Source organism: Bacillus sp. FSL M8-0266 (assembly GCF_038613425.1).
Classification (GTDB): Bacteria; Bacillota; Bacilli; order Bacillales; family Bacillaceae; genus Bacillus; species Bacillus pumilus.
The window spans coordinates 2,419,567-2,442,828 of sequence record NZ_CP152015.1 but is presented as its reverse complement, the minus strand read 5'-3'; the positions used below and the strand labels follow the sequence as shown (position 1 = coordinate 2,442,828).

The window sequence follows — 23,262 nt, the reverse complement described above, 5'->3', positions numbered from 1 at the left end:
AGCCGATATGAAAAGTAAGAAAATTCGTAAATAGTTTTATTTACTGGAGCAAAGCAGGTGTTAACATTGATTCAAAGCTGGATTGGAAAACAAATGAGGGAACCAAAAGGCTTGTTCTCAAAATGGGTTGCCCGCTATATGGAAAAAAATCATCATAATATCAATGAATGGACGATTCAACTCTTAAATATACAAGAAAATGACCGGATTTTAGAAATCGGTACTGGAAGAGGCATGACATTATCGAAGGTAGCAGAGAAACTTGATCGCGGTAAAGTATATGGAGTGGATGCCTCTCGTCATATGATCAAATATGCAAAAAGAAAACATAAGAAGCTTGTGGAACAGGATAAAGCCATCGTGACTCTTGGTAAAGCCGAGCATTTACCTTTTGAAGACAGATCATTCAATAAGTTATTTACTGTGCAGACCATTTATTACTTGAAGGATATTGAGCAAGTCATGAAGGAAGTGTACCGTGTTCTTCAAGTGGATGGAGAAGTATTCTTATCTTTCCAACAGCAGGAACTGATGAAGGAACAAAAGCGGTCACAATCTTTTTCATCGTATAGTGAACAAGAGATTAGCCGCCTATTTTCAGCGTATCACTTCAGAGAAGTTTCGGTTTATCACTATGATACATACATCTGTATCAAAGCGTTAAAATGATGAAAATATTTCCCAGGTAATGAACAAGCATTCTAAAAGAGGCTCTTCGTGAGAGGAGCTTCTTTGCGTGTAATTGAATCATGTTTGAACGAATTAAAAAAAAGTCTCTTCATCGAAGAGACTTTTGTATATGATGTAGGCGCCAGCCAGGTGTGTAAGGAATGATAGTATATATAAGGAATTTGTTTGTCGATTAAGGATACCTGTCTGGCTTATTTCTTATATCGACACCGTTCTTCAAAAGTTTAGCTTTTTTTTCAATATTTTCTTTTTTATTTGACTGGAAGATACATTTTTCTCTCCGTGATAGACATATTTCGCTTTTTTTTTATCAATTGTGCCATTTGGAGCAGGGAATTGCTTCATAAATAGAGAAAATTGTAGAGACTTCATTTTTAAACAAAAAGGGAGGAATGGAAACATGTCGGGAAACAAAGGTGTCGTTTATAAAGGAGCAGGAAATGTAGCAGTTGAGGATATTGGATACCCTGATTTGATTTTAAGAGATGGCCCGGGTGTACCGAAAGCCAATGTGGGGCGCAAATGTGAGCATGGCGTCATTTTAAAAGTAGTGACGACGAATATTTGCGGAAGTGACCAGCACATGGTGAGAGGTCGTACGACTGCGCCTGCAGGACTAGTCCTTGGTCATGAAATTACAGGTGAAGTCGTTGAGGTTGGACGAGATGTGGAGTTTATTCAAAAAGGAGACCTTGTGTCTGTTCCCTTTAATATTGCTTGCGGACGATGCGTCATGTGTAAGGAACAAAAAACCCATGTGTGCTTAAATGTAAACCCGGACCGTCCAGGCTCTGCCTATGGATATGTCGATATGGGCGGATGGGTTGGCGGCCAATCCGAGTACGTCATGGTGCCTTATGCAGATTTCCAGCTGCTGAAATTTCCAGACAAAGATCAAGCGATGGAAAAAATACTTGATCTGACGATGCTTTCCGATATTTTCCCGACAGGTTTTCACGGTGCTTATACGGCTGGAGTAAAGCCTGGTTCAACCGTATATATAGCCGGTGCAGGGCCAGTAGGTCTTGCCGCAGCGCATTCCGCTCAGCTTCTTGGCGCTTCTACGGTCATTGTCGGTGATTTGAATGAACAAAGGCTGGAGCAGGCCAGAAGCTTTGGCTGTGAGACGATCAATTTAAGAAAACATGATCGAATCGGCGAACAAATCACCAATATCTTAGGAGAGCCAGAAGTAGACTGTGCCGTCGATTGTGTCGGCTTTGAAGCTTCAGGTCATGGAGATCAAGGAGAAGCGCCTGCAACCGTTTTAAATACAATTATGGATATTACCAAAGTTGGCGGTAAACTTGGAATCCCAGGGCTTTACGTCACAGAAGACCCAGGTGCAGTGGATGCTGATGCAAAAGTTGGATCACTGAAAGTGCGAATTGGACTCGGCTGGGCAAAAGCCCATACCTTTGTGACAGGCCAAACCCCTGTCATGCAATATCACCGCAGTCTAATGAAATCCATTTTAAGCGGAAGAGCACAAATTGCCAAAGCCGTGAATGCGACCGTCATTAACCTTGATCAAGCCCCTCAAGGATACAGCGACTTTGATTCGGGTGTGGCGAAGAAATTTGTCATTGACCCGCATGGGATGATTTCTAAATAATGAATCAATGAGAATAATCGAAAAAACTTACGGGAGAGTGTATCCTGTAAGTTTTTTTGTGTAAATAGACTTTTAAGATTCAGAGTAAATATAAGAAACAAAACATACACTGATTAGCTTTGTTTAGTTATTTAGAATGATCAAATCTCTTCAGTAAGTGCCAATATCGGTTTTATCCATAACAGTGTAACAGCGCTATTGATGTATCGAATTATGGTATTAATGATGATCATGTTTGGGGCTGTGGCCAACTTACAAATCGTTTGGACTTTGGCCGACTTGTCGATGGCCATTATGGCAATTGTCAATTTGATTGCAATTGCTATCCTAGGAAAATATGCTTTTGCCGCTTTAGATGATTATATTCAACAAAGGCTGTTAGGCAAAAATCCTGTCTTTTATGCATCTAGCATTCCAGGTTTAAAAGAAATAGAGTGGTGGGGAGCAGAAAAACAAACGGCTCACTTAACAAACTTAAATGAAGGAGTAGAAAAATCATGATGAATTTTGAATATCATTGCCAAACAAAAATGATGATGGGGACTGGTCAATCAAAAGAAATCGGATCTATAGTAGAGAATATTGTATTGCCGGGCGCCACAGTGATGATTGTGACAGATTCTGGTGTGAGAAACGCAGGGCTCATTCAGCCTATTGAAGCGTATTTGCAGGAAGCCGGTTATTCCGTTTTTATATTTGATCAAGTATCTCCAAACCCTAGAGATAATGAATGTCTAGCTGGTGCAGAGCTCTTTAGAAAAGAACAAGCATCAGCGGTCATTGCGATTGGTGGCGGAAGTCCAATGGATACGGCGAAAGCGATTGCTTTATTAGGTCCAAATGGCGGCATTCCTGAAGATTATATATCAGGGAAGAAGGCGTATGCTAATCTATCTCCATTAATTTGTATCCCAACAACGGCTGGTACTGGTTCTGAGGTGACCCGTTCATCTGTCATTACGTTAGCTGCTTCACATAAAAAAATCACATTAAAGCATGGCTTGCTTCGGCCAACCATTGCGATTTTAGATCCTGCTCTTACATTGACGGTGCCAAAAGGCATAACAGCCGCAACAGGCGTGGATGCATTGGTACATGCTATTGAAGGCTATTCATGTAAAGTAACAAATCCTATTTCCAAAGCAATGGGTTCAAGTGCAATGGAGACAATTGTAAAATACTTACCCAAGGCATATGAAAATGGATCTGATCTAGAAGCGAGATATAAAATGCAGGAAGGGAGCTTACTTGCTGGCTTATGCTTCGGTTCAGCCGATGTCGCAGCCGTTCATTGCTTAGCAGAAGCACTTGGTAGTCTTTATGATACACCTCATGGTATCGCAAACGCGGTATTTTTGCCTTATGTTATGCAATTCAATGCAGTTGAAAACAAGGTACTACACGCAGAGCTTGCCAAAATAATGAGCTTTGCAGATAAAACGGACTCAGATGATGTGGCGATTCAAAAATTAATTGATGGCATGTATACATTCACAAAAAATTTAGGTATTCCAGCACTAAAAGACTTATCTTATGTTAAAGAAGAGGATTTTGAAAAAATGGCTGAATTAGCAGAACAAAACGGCTCTACATCAAGCAATGTTCGTACCGTTACGAAAGCCGACTACTTAGATATTTTAAAGGCTGCTTTTTAAATTCACCATATAGAAAAATAGAATGATCAATGAGTTCCCTAGGAACACCTTCCTCATGACACGATCACTTGGAGGGTGTTCTTTTATGTTTCATGTGGCTAGGTATCGTCTATATATGAGTGGTATGATAGACGACAACATCTGATGGAGAAAGGGTTGGATAAACAATGAAATTTCACAATAAAACCGTTATCATCACAGGCGCAGCCAATGGAATTGGTGAAATGATCGCCTGGGGCTATGCTAAAGAAGGAGCACGAGTGGTGCTTGCGGATATAGATGAAGAGAAGGGTAAGCGCTTGGAGGAAGAGTTAAAAAAAGAATCATTAGAAGCTTATTTTAAGAAAACGGATGTGAGGCAAGAAAAGGAGATTCAGCAGTTCATGTCGTTTGCGGCGGAGCGCTGTAAAACGATTGATATTCTCATTAATAATGCTGGTGTCATGTGCACAGTATCGCCTTATGAATTAACGCTTGATGAGTGGGATCGTGTGTTACAGACGAACCTAAGAGGGACTTTTTTATGTGCAAGAGAAGCAGCACGTTATATAAAAGAGAATCCAAAAGGCGGTTCTATTGTGAACATTTCATCCACCCGAGCGACCATGTCAGAGCCAAACACAGAAGCATATGCTGCATCAAAAGGTGGAATATCGGCGCTGACTCATGCCTTAGCGGCTTCTTTTAGTCCGGATCATATCACGGTGAATAGCATTTCACCTGGATGGATTGAAACGATGGATGAGGAGAATCTTCGAGAGATCGACCACAAGCAGCATCTTTCCAATCGAGTCGGCACGCCAAAGGATATTGTGAAGGCTTGCTTTTATTTAACCGATGAGGATAATCAATTTGTGACTGGCACAGATTTAGTCGTTGATGGCGGCATGACGAGAAAGATGATCTATGCTGATTAACTCGAAAAAAACATTGACGCTTTGATCAAGGCGCTGTACAATATGTAACAATTCAGCTGAAGATCGTGATGAAATAAAGACACAGCGCAAATAGAGAAGAGTACATCATGAGCCGTCCCGCACAGAGAACTCCGTGAAGCTGAGAAGGAGCCGGGCAGCATGATGGAACCAAGCCTCTTAGCTCTTCACCGGATTCCTTCGGATGGTGGTGCAGCGACATTCTCCCGTTACAGAGATGGGTTCATGATGACCTGCTAAGGTTCATCTGGCAACAGATGAATAAACTGAGGTGGCAACGCGGAGTAAATCCCGTCCTCAAGACAGAAATGTCTTGGGGGCGGGATTTTTTTATGACAAATAGGGGGAAAAGCTATGAAAAAACATTGGCGGGATATGAGTTTGCTTCTTGGAGCCATCGGAATTGCGAACATAGGAGAATGGATTTATATGATTGCTCTCCATCTGCTTATTTTTCAAGAAACGGGCTCTGTGCTGGCTGTCACAGCCGTCTATATGCTGAGACCGGCTGCGGCTCTTTTGACAAACAGCTGGTCTGGCAGTTTGATTGACAGGCTGAATCAGCGGAAAGTGATGATCAGCTTAGATATCAGCCGGGCTATCCTGATCGCATGTATACCCTTTGTGTTATTTTCAGGACATCTGCTTACCTTGTATGTGATGATGTTTCTTATTCAAATGGCACAAGCGATGTTTCATCCAGCTTCGATGGTCTATATGACAGGATTGATCCCGGCGAATAACCGAAAACGGTTTAATGCCATTCGCTCATTATTACAATCGGGTGGATTTTTACTTGGACCCGCTGCAGCAGGTCTGCTTTTTTTAATCGGTACACCTGTTTTTTCAATTTATATAAATGCGATCTGCTTGTTTGTATCTGCTCTGTTAACGATGTGCTTACCGAATTTGCTCAAACAAGATGCTGACCAAAAGCGCTTTTCTCTTTCGATGTTAAAAGAGGATGCGAAGCTTGTTCTTCGGTTTAGTTTGACATCACGCCAAGTTATGGCGGTGTATTTATTATTTAGTGCCGCTATCACGGTACTTCCTACTGCCATTGACTCTCTTGAAACAGCCTTTGCAAAAGAAGTGTTGCTGTTAACTGATACACAATATGGTCTTCTTGTGAGTATAGCTGGGGCAGGCATTATCGCAGGGGCAGGTCTCAATTCGGTGATTGTGGAGAAGCTGCCTGTTTCGATCATGCTAGGGATTGGCAGTTTGTTTGTGGCATGTGGCTATCTCATTTATGCTTTTTCCAGCACATTGTTTGCAGCCGCTGTTGGATTTTTTATATTAGCATTCTTTTTAGCATTTGCGAACACAGGTTTTATGACTTTCTATCAAACGAATATCCCGGTAGAGGTGATGGGGAGGGTAGCCAGTTTTTATGCTTTGATTGAAGCTATTCTGACGATCATGCTGACAGGTGTCTCTGGTGGACTTGCACATGTTTTATCAATCCGAACCTCCGTTGTCACCGGGTGTGTATGTATGCTTCTTGTCTGTTTATTGCTATGTTTTGTCATCTTTCGTTCATTGACTGGCAAAAAGATAGTGCATCCTACTTAGAAAATTAAAAAAATTATGTTATGATTATTTAAGTAAGTTAATGAAATTGATGAGAAAAGGAGTCTTACACATGAAAGCACTACGCTGGCACGATCAAAAGGACATTCGACTAGAGGAAATTGATGAACCAAAAGTTGCTCCAGGAAAAGTGAAACTTAAAGTAAAATGGTGCGGCATTTGTGGTAGTGATTTACATGAATATCTAGGAGGACCTATCTTCATTCCAGTGAATGAACCTCATCCACTGACAAAAGAAAAAGCTCCTATTACACTGGGACATGAATTTTCTGGTGAGGTTGTTGAAGTAGGAGAAGACGTCAGCAATTACAAAGTAGGCGATCGAGTGGTTGTTGAGCCTATTTTTGCAACTCACGGACATCAAGGTGCTTACAACTTAGATGAAAACATGGGCTTTTTAGGACTTGCCGGAGGCGGCGGTGGATTCTCTGAATATGTATCTGTCGATGAAGAATTACTTCATTTATTACCAGACGAAATTTCATATGAGCAAGGGGCACTTGTAGAACCTTCAGCAGTTGCTTTATATGCGGTTCGTTCTAGTAAAGTACAAGCTGGCGATACAGCGGCTGTGTTTGGTTGCGGACCAATTGGCTTGCTTGTTATTGAAGCATTAAAAGCAGCTGGTGCTACTGATATTTACGCAGTAGAATTATCTAAAGAACGCCAAGAAAAAGCGAAAGAGCTTGGAGCGATCATTGTTGATCCTTCTCAATATGAAGATGTTGTTCAAGAAATTGCACGCCGTACAAACGGTGGCGTCGATGTTTCTTTTGAAGTGACAGGTGTACCTGTTGTATTGAAGCAAGCAATCCAATCAACTAGAATTTCAGGTGAAACAGTCATTGTGAGTATTTGGGAAAAAGGCGCAGAAATTATGCCAAATGACATTGTCATTAAAGAACGTACAGTCAAAGGAATTATCGGCTACAGAGACGTATTCCCATCTGTATTAAACTTAATGAGAAAAGGCTATTTCTCTGCTGATACGCTCGTCACAAAGAAAATCAAGTTGGATGATGTGATCGAAGATGGTTTCCATGCATTAATCAATGAAAAAGATCAAGTGAAAATTTTAGTTAGTGCTGAATAGTAAGACAACGAAGGGGAATGGCAAAAGCCATTCTCTTTTTTATTCATAGTGATCAATCAATGGAAAGAGCAGGACAATTTCCTTTAACATACTTAAAAAAGGTGAATAAATGGATCAAAAAAAGTCGATCAGGTTCTCGTGCCTGATCGACTTTTTTATCGTCCAAGAGATCTTCCGTACACGCTGACTCGTTTCTCTAATAAAGCAAAAGCGAGTTCAAAGAAAATGCTCAGCAGCCAATAGATCAACGCAGATACGAGGTATGTTTCTAAAAACTGATAGCCATCATTTGCAATAATCCGGGAAATACCCATAATTTCAAGTACACCAATTGTAAACGAAAGAGATGTAGCTTTTAATAACTGAATGAGCTGATTTCCTAGATTCGGTAAGGCAACCACAAATGCCTGTGGCAAAATAATGCGCATCATTGCTTGGCGTGTCGTCATCCCCACAATTTTTGCTGCTTCAAGCTGCCCTTTGTCTACCGCAAGAAGTGCACTCCGAACAACCTCTGTTAAATGGGCGGCTGAATGGAGGCTGAATGTCATAAGGGCAACAGCTAATGGGGAGACCATATCTGGATGAAAGGTCAGCCCGAATGTATCGTTCACTTTGGTTAGAACAAAAGGAAGTCCATAAAAGAAAGCGAACAACTGAACAATAAGAGGTGTTCCTCTAAAAAAGGAGACATAAAGCGTCACAAGCTGCCTGAGTACAGGAATGCGAAAGAGACGAATGAAAGCAAAAACAGATCCAATCATTAGGCTTACAGCCATGGAAACGAGTGCAATCAATAAAGTAAAAGGAACGCCTTTTAGAATAAGAGGTACTTGGTCAATCGCAAATGGAATATCAATGGTTTGCATCAAAATTGCCTCCTTAACGTGACAGGCTGGTGCGGCCTTTTACAAATTTCCTTTCAAGCAGCATGGTGATCAGTTCAATACTCATACAAATGAGCCAATACACAATCGCAATGATCACATACACCTCAAACATACCGATTCCGTAGTTATTTCCTAAGATGATCTTCACCTGTCCCATGATATCAATGAGCCCGATTGTAAAGGCAATCGCTGTGTCTTTCACGAGATCAATGGTGTAATTTCCGAGGTTCGGCAGTGCAATGAGGAAGGCCTGCGGGATAATGATCCTAATCAACGCCTGTGTATCTGTCATCCCAACAATGTAGGCGGCCTCGAGCTGATCCTTCCCGACAGATGAATACGCACTGCGAAAGACTTCAGATAAATAAGCGCCCGTATGTAAAGAAAACGTCATCATTACAAATAGCACACGATCCCAATGATTGATTTGAATCCCTGCCACAAGCAAAAGCTGAGGCAGGCCAAAATAAATCAAGAAAAGCTGAACAATTAAAGGCGTACTCCGTGTAAAAGATAAATAAATAACAGCCAATTGCTTCAGTACTGGGATTTGTTTGATACGAATACATGCAAATAGCAAGCCGATGATGATGGCAAAAAACAATGACACGATAATAATGAAAAAAGTGAGTGGCAGGCGTTCAAGCACCTGTAAAAAAATGCGCAGCCAATCTCCAGCTGTAAACGTCATGACGCTTCCTTCCTTTCTTCATTTTGATCGCCTTGCTCTGAGATGTCATCAATATCTTGAAAGAAATCAACCCCAAACCACTTTTTCGCCAGCTTAGGCAGTGTTCCATCATCAATCATCTCTTGGGTGATCCGGTCCAAATCTTCTGCAAGCTGCTTCTCGCTTGGCTGTAAGACAAGATAGATAGGCTCCTTTGACACAATGCCGCCAACTTTGACCTTTAGGTTTAAATGCTTTTGAATGGTATCAAAGGTTGAAATGTTCATAAATGCTGCATCGGACCGTCCGCTTTCAACGCGCTTTAAGTTAAGTTCATTTGAAGGGCTCTCAATAGTCGTCAGCGGAATATCCGGATCATGTTCTTTATTATATTGATTTAAAATCGAACGCAAGCCTCCGCTAGGGCTGACAGGAGCCAGCTTTTTAGATGTCATGTCATCAAGCGATCGAATCTCCTTGTCTGATTCATTCACAATTAAACCTGTCATCGAATAACCATACGGGACCTTAGGGTAAAGGAAACGCTTTTCACGTTCAGGATTACTAAAAAACCAATTAGCCGCCATTTCAAACTTCCCTGCGCCTACACCAATTAAATTGGATTCTTCCTCGCCAAAAATGTAATCAAAATGTACGTGAGGAAGTCTTTTTTCCATTTCATTTAAATAATCAATGTTATAGCCAATCGGTTCGTTTCGGTCATTTGTTGCTAAAAAGGGTGGATTGACCTCTGCACTCAGTGCGACTTTTACAATTTTTCTACCATCATCTGTCGTGGTTTTCACACTGCTGCAGCCCAGCAGAGAGAGAAGAAACAGAAGGACACCGGCCATCATGAATACTGTCTTTTGTTTCATTTGTCTTTCTCCGATTCTTGCCACATGCCGCGATGAATTCTTGATAAAAATTGTTTCGTTCGTTCATGCTGTGGCTTCAATAGGACGTCTTCTGGTGAGCCTTTTTCAACGATTTCGCCATCTGCCATAAAGATCACCGTATCCGCCACGTCCTTTGCAAAAGAAATTTCATGCGTCACAATGACCATTGTCATCCCTTGGCTCGCAATATCTTTGATCATTTCAAGAATTTCTCCTACCATCTCTGGGTCCAGTGCCGACGTAGGTTCATCAAACAAAAGCACTGAAGGGGTCATCGCAAGTGCACGGGCTATGCCAATTCGTTGCTGCTGACCACCGGATAATTCACTCGGAAATGCATCCTTTTTATGAAGCAGTCCAATCCGCGTTAAAAATTGCTCTCCGACCTTTTCTGCTTCTTTTTTAGACATGTTTTGAGACACGATCAATCCTTCTGTAATATTTTCAAGTGCTCGTTTATTCTGAAACAAGTGATAATGCTGAAACACCATAGAGGATTGCTGCCTGAGTTTTAGCAGATCTTTTTTATGATATCGTTCAAATTGGATCGTGGCTTCACCAACCGTCAGCTCTCCTTTGTCTGGAATATCGAGGCTGTTTAAGCTGCGAAGAAGTGTTGTTTTTCCTGATCCGCTCGGTCCAATAATGGCGACCACTTCACCTTCTTGTACGGTGAAATCAATGCCTTTTAACACATGGGTCTGCCCATAAGATTTATGTAGATTAGTAGCTGAAATCATAAAAGCATCACGTTCCTTTGACATATGTACTTAATATTGATAAAATTTAACACATTAAATCCTATAAGTAAAGTGTGTTTTATTTATTCCGATTGGAAAAATCAGATATGATAGATTGTGAGATATAGAGGAGTTGGATACGTTTTGTCTAAAGCATTATTTGTCGATACCGATTTTCAAAAAACATGGCTCAATCAACTAGAATCTCTTCGTGAAACGATCGAACAAACGGCAAAAGAACATGATGAAGGCGCTTATTTTCCTGAAAAAAATATTGAATCATTAATAGAGATGGGCTATACAACGTTGTCTCTTCCTGCTGAATACGGAGGCGGAGGTCAATCTGTGAAGGATATGGTTCTGTTTCAAGAGACGCTTGGCAGTATGGACGGAGCGACTGCCTTATCAATCGGCTGGCACCAAGGGGTTGTAGGCGAAATTTACGAAAAGAAACAATGGAATGAGCAGCAGCTACAATTCTTTGCGGAAGAAGTGAAGAAGGGCGCCCTTGTCAACCGTGCCGTGAGCGAGGCGCAGACAGGCAGTCCAACAAGAGGCGGGAAGCCTGGGACAACAGCCACTAGATCAGGTAATGAGTGGATCATCAATGGACGTAAAATTTTCACAACGATGTCACCAGCACTTACATACTTTTTAGTCGGCGTATGGATCGAGGAAAAAGAGGCGATGGGATTCTTCTTAATTCATCGAGACACAGAAGGTGTTTCAATAGAAGAAACGTGGAATGTTGTGGGCATGAGAGGAACTGAAAGTCATGATTTAATCTTAGATCAGGTGAAGGTTTCAGATGACATGCTTGTTGAGGTACAAAAAGGGCCGCGGGGTGGTATGCTAAATCCTTGGATTGCACATATTCCGTCCTGCTATTTAGGCATTGCACAAGCAGCAAGAGACTATGCTGTTCAATATGCCATCACCCATTCACCGAATAGCATCAACGGCACAATTAGTGACCTGCCAAATGTCCAAACACTGATTGGTGAAATTGACTTACTATTAAAACAAGCACGCCACGTTATCTACTCAACGACCACATTGTATGAAAAACCAGAGAAAAGAGAGCTGTTAATCAATGAATTTGGTGCTGTGAAGCATACCGTCGTTAATCATAGTTTGCAAGTTGTCGATAAAGCTATGCGTTTAGTCGGCGCGAAAAGCTTAAGTCTAGACTGTCCACTGCAGCGTTACTATCGAGATATTCGTGCCGGGCTCCATAACCCGCCAATGGACGATATGACGATATCAAAAATCGCGAAGCAGGCCATTCAAGAGAAAAAAGAGAGCTAATATACAGCAAAAAGCCGGATATAAACCGGCTTTTTTTATTTGAAAGAAAAGAGGACAAGCGTACCTTATGTCCCATCGCTTAAGCATGCTACAATCATGGCAATCATGAGAAAAGGAGCGGTTGTCTTGAAGAAAAAGTATATAAAATGGTTGTTTTCTGGCATCGTGCTGATGGCACTTTGTATCAGCCAGTCGTCATCAACTGAAGCAAGATCACCAGCGTGGTCAGTAGATGAATTCTTTAAAAATCGGGAAGGCACGTTTGTGATTCAAGAAGTAAAAGAAAAGTCCCCTTGGGTGTATAACAAAAAAAGAGCGAAAGAGCGCTTTGCGCCCCAATCGACATTTAAGGTAGCAAATGCCTTAATCGGACTCCAAACGGGCGCAGTGAGAGATGAATACGACATCAAATATTGGGATGGTGTAAAAAGAGAAATTGACAGCTGGAATAGGGATCATACATTAGGATCTGGGATGAGAGATTCAGTCGTCTGGTACTATCAAGCCATGGCGCGTGACATTGGAGAAGAACGAATGACTCGTTGGGTGAAAGCCATTCATTATGGGAACGAAGACATATCTGGCGGAATCGATCAATTTTGGTTAAGCAGTACCCTGCGAATTTCTCCTATCGAACAAGTTCGTTTCCTCAAACAACTATATGAAGAAACTCTTCCATTTGACCTAAAGACCATGAGAACAGTCAAACGAATGATGGTACAAGAAGAAGAGAAACACGCCACCCTTTACGGAAAAACAGGCTCCGGCTCAGGCATCGGCTGGTACGTAGGCTTTATCAAACATGAAAACAAAACCTACATCTTCGCCACAAATATCGAAGGCACCGGAATAGAAGCAAAAGACATCACCTATCGCATTTTGAAAAAATATCATTTGATTGAAGCATCCGTTTAGGGTGCTTTTTTTATGTGAAAAAGGGGATATATTGATAAGTTGATGATATATGGTTTAGTTTGAAAGAATGATATATTTATAGAAATATATTGAAGTATCATTTTGAATGTATTATTATATATGGCGTAATGTTACAAATGTTACAAATATATGATAAGGAGATTAATATGAACCTAAAAAGAAAAGTAAATTGGAAAAGAAATATTGCAGCACTACTAGCGTTTGTGATGATTTTATCAATGTTTCCTACTGATATTTTTGCAGAAGGACATGACAAAAATACAAAATCAAGTCATAACAGCTTAGAAGAATTAGATAATTCAAAAGCTCTGGAAATGGCAGGTATTGACGAAAATGAAATTGGAAAGGATGGAGAAGTTCTTTCAGAAAGAACAGAAAACAGCAAGCTTTTTTATGAAGGAGAGGGTGTATTTACACAAGAGGTTTATCCTGATCCTATTCATATAAAAGAGGCTCCAGATGCTGAGTGGGAGGACATCTCTCCAGAATTAAAGACGATCTCGAAAAAAGAAATAGAAACAGAAAATGCGAAATTAGAAACAACTTTTCAAAAGCAAATGAAACAAGGACTATATGCAACATTTGAACACAAGAAGCATCAAATTGAATTTTCAATTTTAAACGCTTCAGGGAAAAACAAATCAGAAATCAATTCCAAAGATACCTCTGCACAATTTAAAGAGAACACCAACGAGCTTACATATGAAGAGGTATTTCCAAATATAGATTTACGATCATTTACCTTTAATGAAAACAACAAAGAAGATATTGTACTCAATCAATATGATGGCTACAATTCATTTACATTTAAAATAAAGACTGATCTAACTGGGGAAATTGAGGAAGACGGTTCTATTACATTTTATGATCAGAAAAAACGGACCATTTTTCAAGTCCCTAAACCGTTTATGACGGATTCTAATTTAGATGAAAAGTCAGGTGAAGTGGCTCGCTCAGAAGATGTGAGCTTTAAACTAGAAAAAGAAGACGATGGTTATTTACTTCGTGTGACAGCAGATGAAAAATGGCTCAAAGATCCTGAACGAGTTTATCCTGTGTCTATCGATCCTTCGACTTCTTTATCTGTGTCAGCAGACACATTTATCATGAGTAAGTACCCAACAACAAATTATTCATCCTCTACGCAAAAATGGGATGCTAAACTTAAAAGTTATGTACTCAAAACAGGTTATTACGATAAAACAACTGGTACAAACTATGCGTTTATGAAGTTTAATTCATTCAAGCCGATTCAAAATATGAATGTAACAAAAGCGACGCTTAAAACATATGTTGCTCATTCATATTACGGGACGAAGGCTACTGGTCTTTGGCTGGATACAGTGAATGCCAACTATGACCATACAAAACTAACATGGAACAATAAACCAAGCTCCAAAAACATCGGCAAAGCCAATGTATATAAAGGACAATGGGCGAGCTATGATGTGACATCGACCATCAAAGCTTGGAATAGTGGGACAGCCAACTATGGATTTAAATTACATGCGAATGGAAATAAACAAGACCATTGGAAAAAACTGATCTCATCAACAAACTCAACCAAAAAACCAGTCATTGAAGTAACGTATACCATTCCACAGGCAAATGCACCAACTGTAAAAGGTTTTAGTAATGGAAATGGAACAGGTTACTTCAATTTAAGTTGGAAAAAGGTGTCTGGTGCTAAAGGCTATAAAGTATGGCTATATAACGGAAAAGAGTATGAAGCCATTTCAGTTGGAAATGTAGCATCATGGAGTACAAAAGGAAAAAATATATGGCCGACAGCAAGCGAGATTGCAGCTAAAAAATATAAACTTCATTTAGATGGAAAAGGTGGCACTGAATTAGCAGTTGATCCTTCTCCAGTTTACAAAAACTCAGGCGGCAATTATGCGACAAGTAAAAATTATTGGGTAGCTGTAAGTGCAATTTTTGACCAAGGTGAAGGCGCAATGTCAGCAAAAGTAAAACCTGTCGTGCCAAATGTAGCTAGAGCGAAAGCACCTAGTACAAAAGGCTTCAATAATAACAACGCAACAGGTTACTTTGATCTTTCTTGGAATTCAGTTTCCGGTGCGACCGGTTATAAATTACAAATGTTTAATGGGAAAAGCTACGAGACATTGGATCTTGGGAATCAAACATCATGGTCAACAAAAGGGAAAAAAGTATGGCCGACAGTTGCTGAGATCAAAGCAGGTAAATATGCATTGCACCTCAAAGATGGCAAAGGGGCGGAGCTTCCAATTCATCCTGGTGCGACTTACAAAAATGCTGGAGGAGATGCGGCTCAAAAACATTATTCCTTCAGAGTGATTGCCTACAATAAAGATGGAGAAGCTATTGCTTCACCGCCAGCTGGACCAACTTTACCTGATTTATCTAGACCGAAAGCTTTATCTGGATATGCTTATACCAATACAAAAGAGAGCCAAACAGGTTATTTCAATTTACATTGGGACAAAGTGAAAAATGCAAAAGGATATAAAATTAACATCTATAATGGTAAGGCATATCAATCATTTGATGTGGGTGATGTCGATCACTGGACAACACAAAACAAGAATATTTGGCCGACTCCTACTGAAGTTAAAAGTGGGAAATATGTGCTTCATACAGATGGAAAGGGCGGAGAATTAGCGCTAGACCCATCACCAGTATATGAAAATGCGAATGGAAATTATAAAGGACGCAAGAACTACTCCTTTACCCTTTCCGCCTACGATGCAAATGGAGAAACCATTCCGACACCAGCCTTTAACCCGACATTCCATGAAGGGGCCGAATTTCTTGGAACAGAGGATTACTGGTCGATTATTGATATACCAGACGGTCAGCTTAATGGTGCAACTGGTAATGTCATTGTCAGTGAAGAAGAAATGTCGATTGATGGAAGAGGACCGGGACTTGGAATTGCTCGCACCTACAACAGTTTAGATGCAGCTGACCATCTGTTTGGTCAAGGGTGGTACGCAGATGTAGAAACAAGCATCACGCCAACAAAAGAAGGGGCCATCTATATTGATGAGGATGCCACAACTCATGTTTTTACAAAAAAAGCAGATGGTACGTATCAACCACCAACAGGTATTTTCCTTGAATTAACGGAATCAAAAGATGAATACATGTTAAAAACGAAGGATCAAACCTTTGCGCACTTTAGTAAAAACGGTGGGAAAATCACCAAGGTTGTAGATGGACATAAAAATACAACGACATACAAATATAACGAAAACAATCAGCTCACATCAATAGAAGATGCATCTGGCCGAAAAATAACAATGGAATATGATGAAGATGGTCATATCATCTCGGTTCAAGCACCAAAAGGAAAAAAGCTTTCATATAAGTATGATGCAGGCTTCCTAATGAAAGTCATTGATTCAGATGGAACGAGTATCTCATATGAATACGACAAAGAAGGCAGATTGATTAAACAATTCTCTCAAAACAGCACAGAAGATCAGCCTGTTTTTACAGAATACCAATATGAAAATCACCGTTTAGTCAAAGCGATCAATGCAAAAAAAGAAACCTTTGAGTACGCATATGATTTATCTAAAAAGACACTCATGCTGACGCAGCCAAACGGCCGGAAAATACAGTATACGTATAACGAAGCAGCCAACCCGATTCAAGTTGTAGATGATGCGGAAGGGCTTAAAATTACGACTAAAACGAAATATGAAGGAAACCAAATCGTAGAAGAAACTGACCCCAATGATGTAGAAAAAGGAAAAACTACAGAAAGCTATTCGTATGACAAAAATGGCAACGTCATTCAGGCGAAAGATGCTTACGGGACAGAAACCTACGAGTATAACAAAAATAATGATGTCACTAAAGTGAAAGATACAGAAGGGGATATTACAGATATCGCCTACGATGGATTAGATGCTGTATCTGAGACAGATCAAAGTGGAAATATGTCTTCAGCAAGCATTTATGACTCGTACGGGAATTTGGTACAAACGAGTAAAGAACTTGCTGCAGGTGCGAGTATATTGAAAAATGGCAGTTTTGAAGATACGCTAACTGGCTGGAAGCTTACAGCATCTAAGGATGACGGGAAATTAGCGCAAACAGCTGGAAAAAGTGGTGTGTTATCTGGTAATCGAGTGTTAGAGATCAGTTCACAATCCACAACGGAAGGAACCGAACTTGGCTATTCTTCTGCTACTCAAGAAGTAATACTAGAGCCAAATACGACGTATACACTGAGTGGAAAAATAAAGACAGAGCTAACGAAAGCAAGAGCATTTTTTAACATTGATTTAAGAGATACAAATAATAAGCGAATTCAATGGATCAGCAATGGCTACAGCACATTATCAGGCAAAAACGATTGGACAAAACGCCAAGTCACGTTTACGACGCCATCTCATGCAGGCAAAGCTGTGATCTATATGGAAGTGGATCATCGAGATAAGGCTGGAAAAGGAAAAGCTTGGTTCGATGAGATTCAGCTAGAAAAAGGCGAAGTTTCATCAAGTTATAATCCAGTAAAAAATAATTCCTTTACGGATAAAACAACAAGCTGGAGTGGGTCAGGTGGTTCATTAGATAATGAAGAAGGCTTTAACGATGACGTTTCGTTAAAAATGACAAGAACCTCTTCAACTCAAGCAAATGCCATCTATAAACAATCTGTACCGATTGAACAAAGTGCGAATGATCAATCTGTGTATGTCACATTGACTGGGATGTCTAAGGCTGAAAGTGTCAAAGCCTCAAATGAAAATGATTACTCACTTCAAGCGTCCGTCACGTATACAGATGGCACAACAGGAACGTTTAATGCGAAATTCCCAACCGGTACACAAGAGTGGAACCGAGCAGCGGTTGTCATACCAAAAACAAAACCATTGAAAAAAGTCGACGTTCAGATTGTTTTCCAAAAAAGCGCGACTGGAACGGTTTGGTTTGATGATATCCGTCTAGTAGAAGGTAGTCTTTTAACGAAAACCACTTACGACGAGAAAGGGAACTATGCTGTTAAAGAAGAGGATGAGCTTGGTTACTCATCTCAATCTACCTACGACGAAACGGGCAAAAAGCTTTCTGAAACCGACGCGAAAGGCGAAAAAACAACATTCGAATATGACCAGGCTGATCAGCTGAAGAAAATCACTTTGTCTAACGGGACATCCATTGTGAGAACGTATGATAAAGAGGGCAATGAACAGTCGAAAACCATTCGTGCAGAGTCAGATCAGACGTATCAATTTGAATACGACCTTATGGGCAAATTGACAAAAACCATTGATCCATTAGGAAATGTGTTAAAAAGTGAATATGATGCGAATAGCAACTTAATCAAAACCATTTCTGCTAATGGACATGAAGTGTCTCTCACGTATGATGGAACAGACCGAGTGAAATCCAAGTCATACAATGGGACAGAAAAATATCACTTTAGCTATGATAAAAACGGGAACGAAACAACGGTTGTCAACAAAGAACAAAACACAACCAAAAACAGAACGTTCGACCAACAAAACCGCATCACAAAGTTAACGGAGCGCAGCAGCAGCCAAACTTGGACGTATCCAACCAATTCAGATAAACTGAAATACTTTGAGTGGACACACGGAAATCAAAAAGGAACGAACCAATTCAGTTATAATAAGCTTGATCAAATGACGCAGATGAAGGATTCGAGTTCTACGTATTCGTTTGATTATGATGAAAACGGAAATGTCCAGTCCTTTATTACAGGTAACGGCAGTGGTGCTAGCTTTGCTTATGATGAGCGCAACTTAATCAATGATTTGCACATTGGAACAAGCCAAGGCACGACGATCTTAAACGAAGCTTACGAATATGATCAAAATGGAAACAGAATAACGGTTGATCAAGGAAGCAACGGGAAGATTCGTTATGAATATGGAAAATTAGATCAATTGATCAAAGAAAGTCATCCAGATGGCACGGTCATTGAGTACACATATGATGGGTTTGGAAACAGAAAAACAGTTACGACTGAAAAAAATGGCACTAAAAAAACAATCAACGCATCATTCAACATCATGAACCAACTGACAAAGGTAAATGATGAGACTTTAACTTATGACAAAAATGGCAACCGAACGTCTGACGGACAATTCCTTTATGAATGGGATGCAGAAGATAACATAACGGCCATCACGAAAAAAGGCGAAGACAAGCCACTTGTCACTTACAAATATGATGAGCGTGGATACAGAATTCAAAAAACAGTGAATGGAAAAGTCACCAATTACTTTTATGACGGCGACAGCCTGAATGTTTTATATGAAGCAGATGGAGACAACAAAGTCACAAAATTATACACATACGGTGACAGTGGACAACTCCTTGCATTCACACAAAACGAGAAAAAATATTTCTATCACTACAATGCACACGGTGATGTCATAGCCATCACAAATAGTGCAGGAAAAATCGCCGCTGAGTACGAATACGATACATGGGGCGTTCCAACAAAAGTAAAAGAAGATGAAGAAGTAAAAGGAAACCCATATCGCTATGCTGGTTACCGCTTCGACGAAGAAACAGGACTTTACTATTTAATCGCCCGATACTATGAACCAAAAAACGGCGTATTCTTATCACTTGACCCAGACCCAGGAAGCGATGGAGATTCACTAGATCAAAACGGATATACCTATGGAAACAACAACCCAGTCATGAATGTGGACCCAGACGGCCATTGGGTATGGTTTGTTGTCAATGCAGGATTTGCGGCATATGATGGATACAAAGCACATAAATCAGGAAAAAATTGGAAAGGCGTGGCGGCTGCAACCGTATCAGGATTTTTGGGTGGTGGAAAATTAAAGGGAGCGAAAAGGGCTTATAATTTTACGAAAAGTAGCGGAAAACGAAAAGTAAAGAGTGTTGATTGGGACCATATCAAATCAGGTCACTCTGCAAAATCTAAAAAGAAAAATAAGGGAAAATTTAGAAGTAATAAAACATTAAAAAGAACTACACGGGATACCTTGAAGACGGGAAAGGCTAGAGCTGGGAATAAACCTGGCTCAACAGTTTATGAGAAAACTTATAAAAAATATGTTGGTGTCAATGGGAAAGGAAAAAAAACAAAGAGAGTTAGAGTGGTAGTCCAAAAAGATGGTACTTTAAGAACAAGCTTTCCATATTAGGAGTTGAGATTATTGATAAGTAAAATAACTACAGAGAAAGTAATTGATTTTCCAAAAGAAGATCTAATTTATTTTAATGTTGGAAGAGATGAGAAAATATATAAGGTATTTCTTATTGATGATCAACTAATACTTCAAGTAGTCAAGGATCATATTATTATAATGAATAAATCATTAAATGAACTTGATTCTGATAGCTATATTTATTTAATACAAGAAATAAACGATACCATTGTCATTGTGTTTGAACAAGATTATATATGTAAAATAAATTTTTTAGATTTAAAACAAAATAATATGGTAGAAATATGTTCATTTTTACTAGGTGTTAATACATTTCATCTGGATGAAAATGGATTATTATGGATTGGTATGTCAGAAGAGGGGATATTTGATGAATTAAATCCTAAGGGTAAAGGAATTTACTGTATTAACTTAATTATAGGAGAAATGTTATTTGAGGAAGAATTTAAAGGGATAATGTATGAATGCTCTTCAATACAAACTCTAGGTTCAGAACTATACACTAGCTATGAAGAAGAGCAAACAATTGTTATTTCAACTTTTTCTTACGATTTAAACCCTGAAAATCAGTCATGTCAAAAAAAGAAAATGTACCACCTAGATAGAAAAGAATACAGGTACTGTGACCAACTATATGTTTCTGAGAGTCAAATCTTGTTATTTAATAATATGGAAAATAAACAGTATGCTTTTAAAATAGTTGACGATGAAATGTTTATTATGAAATTATTTTTAGATGGAATTGATCCCTCACAGTGTGATCCTACTTACAAAGTAGTTGGAGAATATCTTTATATTTTGGTAGAAAATAAGCTATATAGAAGTAAATTAATTTAGTAGTAAGAATGTCATGAATTACTTTTAGTATTAAATTTAAAACCCTCTCTAGGAATTAGGGAGGGTTTTATACTGGAGGAAAAGTTGAAGAAAGTTAAATTAAACACGCTGACCAAAGAATCTATCGCAGATATCGAAAAAGAGATATCAAATATCGCACTGAATCTAGTGAAAGAAAAACAAGCAAAATTTAAAGATTTAGGTTTACGATCAATGCTGAATTTGGACGATTCGTATATGGAAAAAAATGTAGAGGGAGAGAAATTCAAGTCTCAGATTGTTTTACAGAAGGATATCATTCATCCATATATTTTTCAGTAGATTACCTAAGTGACGAAGAGTTTCATGATGGTGAAGAAGGTGATCAAGGTTATTGTATAGACCATCTTGATATTTGGATTTGTGTATCCAATAATCTCGTGAGCAAAAAAGGATATTTAATAGAATTTGAAAATGAAGCAGATTTGTGGGGAATGATTTTACCATTAATTGATGAACTTTATGAAGAAGCAACAGAAATTCTTCAATTTCTAAGCAGCTAGGATTTTTTCAACCGGTCTAAAAGGAAGAGAAATGGTGCTTCAATGGGAACAATATAAAGTAGAGCATTTGCAGTAAAGAAAGCAAAGGAATAATATAAGCAAACATTCAAGGCCAAGGTGATTAAAATTTTATTAGGAGGCTTATAAGAAGTGTATTTGAAAAATATACAATTAATGTCAGACGACGATCGTGGAATTTTAGCTAGCCAATCCCTTTGTGTGACAGAAATGTTTTTATGGGAATTAGGTAAAAGAATCCAAACGAAAGATTGTGAAGCTATTATTTTGATATGTGGATCTTTTAAAGACTACAAATTAATTAGTACCTCAAAAGAAGAACTTAACATGTTATTTTTAAAAAATACGTATGAGCTAGAAGTACCCTTTTGTTACAGTGAAATTGAAAATACAATAAATAAGAAAAAAATCTTAGCAGAGACTTTGGAAAATGGGATGCTCTATCTGTGTGAACTAAAAAAATGGGACAGTCAACTAGTCAAAGCGACATTTAAGAAAATGAAAGAGAAGGAATATAAAGCGGAGATTAAAGGGAGAACAAAACTAAGTCCCGATAAAAAAAGAAAAGCTTACCCACTTATCGAATTAGATTTAAAACAGTTTACTCTTTATCTTGTAGTTGAAGATAATAAACGAAATATCTTAGATAAAAAATTAATTGCTGAAACCGATACCTACTTAGAAGAAATTTCTTATCATCTGAGAGAGCTTAAATGGTTAACGGATCATGAAGTGGCACTTTTCAAACGTGCAAATAAAACAGTTTATACAAGTATACGTTTATCGTGATAAAGCGAAATGAGAATAGCATACATAACACTTGATGAAATAAAGAACGCAATATATAAGGAGTGTATTCTAAATGGGCTTTTGGGAAGAAGAACATAAGAAAAAGAACATCATGATTGGTGATGACGGACTAGATATTTTTGAAGAAGCGATCGAACAATTTTATGAAATGACTGAGGAACATTTGGAGAGAAAGCCAACGATTGATGAGATGCTTTTGACCATCCTGACGGTCTTAAACAATGGAGGCAGTCACTATTTTGATGATTTAAATGAGAAAGAAGTAACGGATATTAAAGTAACAACTAAAAAAGCAAAAACTTTATCTAAAATAGAACCAGGAGCTATTATTGAACTCCCATTAGAGGACATTGGAAAAATGAGCTACGCTTTAATCATTTCAGGTGAGGGAAAAAATCAATATGATGATATTTTAATCCAATACTATGATTTGTTTGTTGATGAAAGAATAGAAAAAAGTGAGTTAAAACAATTGATGAAAAAAGAGAATGGATTATTTGTTGCAAATTCAGGTTTGACAGGCTTTTTAAATGGTTCATGGAAAGTCATCACAAAAATAAATCAAGATTTTATAAAAGAAGAGGATCTACAAAATCTGAAATTCGTGGAATACCGAGATGGAAATTATTACGTGAGCGAGGGAAAAGAAGGTTCCATTGCACCTGTTATGGACTTAGAGATTGCTGATTCAACAACGGCTAAAATGATATTTAACCCGATTGGTATACTTAGCGAATACACTATTAAAAGCATTCTTTCTTTATATTTTAAAGGTATGTCAATGGAGGATATTATCAAATATGAAATATAGGCAGTTTACAACGTGAAGTGAGTGTTGAGTAAGGAATGATGTAAT

General features: G+C 38.9%; 17 protein-coding genes and 1 pseudogene. 14 read left to right on the top strand and 4 right to left on the bottom strand.

Annotation, left to right across the window (positions count from 1 at the left end):
- The first annotated feature begins 66 nt into the window (after positions 1 to 66).
- From MKY83_RS12485 to MKY83_RS12455, 7 genes and pseudogenes are all read left to right on the top strand, one after another.
- Positions 67 to 669, top strand: coding sequence for a class I SAM-dependent methyltransferase (locus MKY83_RS12485; protein WP_326480591.1), 603 nt, complete (start codon positions 67 to 69; stop codon positions 667 to 669).
- A gap of 421 nt (positions 670 to 1,090) precedes the next feature.
- On the top strand, positions 1,091 to 2,305 hold the full coding sequence (gene fdhA / locus MKY83_RS12480; protein WP_050943691.1) for a formaldehyde dehydrogenase, glutathione-independent: 1,215 nt from the start codon (positions 1,091 to 1,093) through the stop codon (positions 2,303 to 2,305).
- A gap of 159 nt (positions 2,306 to 2,464) precedes the next feature.
- Positions 2,465 to 2,806, top strand: a pseudogene (locus MKY83_RS12475) (alanine:cation symporter family protein); the annotation flags it as partial.
- Positions 2,803 to 3,960: an iron-containing alcohol dehydrogenase gene (locus MKY83_RS12470; RefSeq protein WP_065098493.1), complete on the top strand. Its 1,158-nt coding sequence runs from the start codon at positions 2,803 to 2,805 to the stop codon at positions 3,958 to 3,960. The pseudogene MKY83_RS12475 and the gene MKY83_RS12470, both read left to right, overlap by 4 nt.
- Before the next feature lie 167 nt (positions 3,961 to 4,127).
- The gene (locus tag MKY83_RS12465) at positions 4,128 to 4,877 is read left to right on the top strand and encodes an SDR family oxidoreductase (RefSeq protein WP_065098492.1); all 750 of its coding nucleotides are present in this window, start codon (positions 4,128 to 4,130) and stop codon (positions 4,875 to 4,877) included.
- A gap of 372 nt (positions 4,878 to 5,249) precedes the next feature.
- A complete protein-coding gene (locus tag MKY83_RS12460; protein ID WP_065098491.1) occupies positions 5,250 to 6,470 on the top strand; it encodes an MFS transporter in 1,221 nt (406 codons plus the stop codon).
- Between the two features lie 70 nt (positions 6,471 to 6,540).
- Positions 6,541 to 7,581: a 2,3-butanediol dehydrogenase gene (locus MKY83_RS12455; RefSeq protein ID WP_003216411.1), complete on the top strand. Its 1,041-nt coding sequence runs from the start codon at positions 6,541 to 6,543 to the stop codon at positions 7,579 to 7,581.
- A gap of 155 nt (positions 7,582 to 7,736) precedes the next feature.
- Here the strand turns inward: MKY83_RS12455 and MKY83_RS12450 are convergent, their stop codons facing one another.
- The 4 genes from MKY83_RS12450 to MKY83_RS12435 are packed head-to-tail and all read right to left on the bottom strand — an operon-like array spanning position 7,737 to position 10,804.
- Positions 7,737 to 8,450, bottom strand: a complete 714-nt coding sequence (locus MKY83_RS12450) for an amino acid ABC transporter permease (protein WP_065098490.1) — start codon at positions 8,448 to 8,450, stop codon at positions 7,737 to 7,739.
- A gap of 13 nt (positions 8,451 to 8,463) precedes the next feature.
- The gene (locus MKY83_RS12445) at positions 8,464 to 9,162 is read right to left on the bottom strand and encodes an amino acid ABC transporter permease (protein WP_003216763.1); all 699 of its coding nucleotides are present in this window, start codon (positions 9,160 to 9,162) and stop codon (positions 8,464 to 8,466) included.
- On the bottom strand, positions 9,159 to 10,019 hold the full coding sequence (locus tag MKY83_RS12440) for an amino acid ABC transporter substrate-binding protein (RefSeq protein ID WP_065098489.1): 861 nt from the start codon (positions 10,017 to 10,019) through the stop codon (positions 9,159 to 9,161). The genes MKY83_RS12445 and MKY83_RS12440 overlap by 4 nt, the downstream gene beginning before the upstream one ends.
- Positions 10,016 to 10,804: an amino acid ABC transporter ATP-binding protein gene (locus MKY83_RS12435; RefSeq protein WP_081277176.1), complete on the bottom strand. Its 789-nt coding sequence runs from the start codon at positions 10,802 to 10,804 to the stop codon at positions 10,016 to 10,018. Before MKY83_RS12435 ends, MKY83_RS12440 begins: the two co-directional genes overlap by 4 nt.
- Positions 10,805 to 10,924: 120 nt before the next feature.
- On the opposite strand from MKY83_RS12435, the gene MKY83_RS12430 reads away from it, so the two are divergent.
- The 7 genes from MKY83_RS12430 (at position 10,925) to MKY83_RS12400 (ending at position 23,217) form a co-directional block, all read left to right on the top strand.
- Positions 10,925 to 12,088 (top strand): acyl-CoA dehydrogenase family protein, encoded by a 1,164-nt coding sequence (locus MKY83_RS12430; RefSeq protein ID WP_065098488.1) that lies wholly within the window; start codon positions 10,925 to 10,927, stop codon positions 12,086 to 12,088.
- A 126-nt stretch (positions 12,089 to 12,214) separates the two neighbouring features.
- Positions 12,215 to 13,003 (top strand): BPU family class D beta-lactamase, encoded by a 789-nt coding sequence (gene blaBPU, locus MKY83_RS12425; RefSeq protein ID WP_065098674.1) that lies wholly within the window; start codon positions 12,215 to 12,217, stop codon positions 13,001 to 13,003.
- A gap of 167 nt (positions 13,004 to 13,170) precedes the next feature.
- The gene (locus tag MKY83_RS12420; protein WP_342487386.1) at positions 13,171 to 20,175 is read left to right on the top strand and encodes a DNRLRE domain-containing protein; all 7,005 of its coding nucleotides are present in this window, start codon (positions 13,171 to 13,173) and stop codon (positions 20,173 to 20,175) included.
- Positions 20,176 to 20,187: 12 nt separating this feature from the next.
- Positions 20,188 to 21,036 carry a hypothetical protein gene (locus MKY83_RS12415; protein ID WP_065098486.1) on the top strand — a complete coding sequence of 283 codons (849 nt, stop codon included), beginning with the start codon at positions 20,188 to 20,190 and terminating at the stop codon, positions 21,034 to 21,036.
- An 84-nt stretch (positions 21,037 to 21,120) separates the two neighbouring features.
- Positions 21,121 to 21,357, top strand: a complete 237-nt coding sequence (locus MKY83_RS12410) for a hypothetical protein (protein ID WP_223252819.1) — start codon at positions 21,121 to 21,123, stop codon at positions 21,355 to 21,357.
- 371 nt (positions 21,358 to 21,728) lie between these two features.
- The gene (locus tag MKY83_RS12405; RefSeq protein WP_065098485.1) at positions 21,729 to 22,385 is read left to right on the top strand and encodes a hypothetical protein; all 657 of its coding nucleotides are present in this window, start codon (positions 21,729 to 21,731) and stop codon (positions 22,383 to 22,385) included.
- 73 nt (positions 22,386 to 22,458) lie between these two features.
- Positions 22,459 to 23,217 (top strand): hypothetical protein, encoded by a 759-nt coding sequence (locus MKY83_RS12400; RefSeq protein WP_065098484.1) that lies wholly within the window; start codon positions 22,459 to 22,461, stop codon positions 23,215 to 23,217.
- The last annotated feature ends 45 nt before the right edge of the window (positions 23,218 to 23,262 follow it).

Bases quoted from the DNA above. Each gene is read 5' to 3' on its own strand.
- MKY83_RS12400 (WP_065098484.1), top strand. From the start codon at position 22,459: ATGGGCTTTTGGGAAGAAGAACATAAGAAAAAGAACATCATGATTGGT.
- MKY83_RS12440 (WP_065098489.1), bottom strand. From the start codon at position 10,019: ATGAAACAAAAGACAGTATTCATGATGGCCGGTGTCCTTCTGTTTCTT.
- MKY83_RS12420 (WP_342487386.1), top strand. From the start codon at position 13,171: ATGAACCTAAAAAGAAAAGTAAATTGGAAAAGAAATATTGCAGCACTA.
- MKY83_RS12470 (WP_065098493.1), top strand. From the start codon at position 2,803: ATGATGAATTTTGAATATCATTGCCAAACAAAAATGATGATGGGGACT.
- fdhA (WP_050943691.1), top strand. From the start codon at position 1,091: ATGTCGGGAAACAAAGGTGTCGTTTATAAAGGAGCAGGAAATGTAGCA.
- MKY83_RS12445 (WP_003216763.1), bottom strand. From the start codon at position 9,162: ATGACGTTTACAGCTGGAGATTGGCTGCGCATTTTTTTACAGGTGCTT.
- MKY83_RS12455 (WP_003216411.1), top strand. From the start codon at position 6,541: ATGAAAGCACTACGCTGGCACGATCAAAAGGACATTCGACTAGAGGAA.
- MKY83_RS12460 (WP_065098491.1), top strand. From the start codon at position 5,250: ATGAAAAAACATTGGCGGGATATGAGTTTGCTTCTTGGAGCCATCGGA.
- MKY83_RS12465 (WP_065098492.1), top strand. From the start codon at position 4,128: ATGAAATTTCACAATAAAACCGTTATCATCACAGGCGCAGCCAATGGA.
- MKY83_RS12435 (WP_081277176.1), bottom strand. From the start codon at position 10,804: ATGTCAAAGGAACGTGATGCTTTTATGATTTCAGCTACTAATCTACAT.
- MKY83_RS12450 (WP_065098490.1), bottom strand. From the start codon at position 8,450: ATGCAAACCATTGATATTCCATTTGCGATTGACCAAGTACCTCTTATT.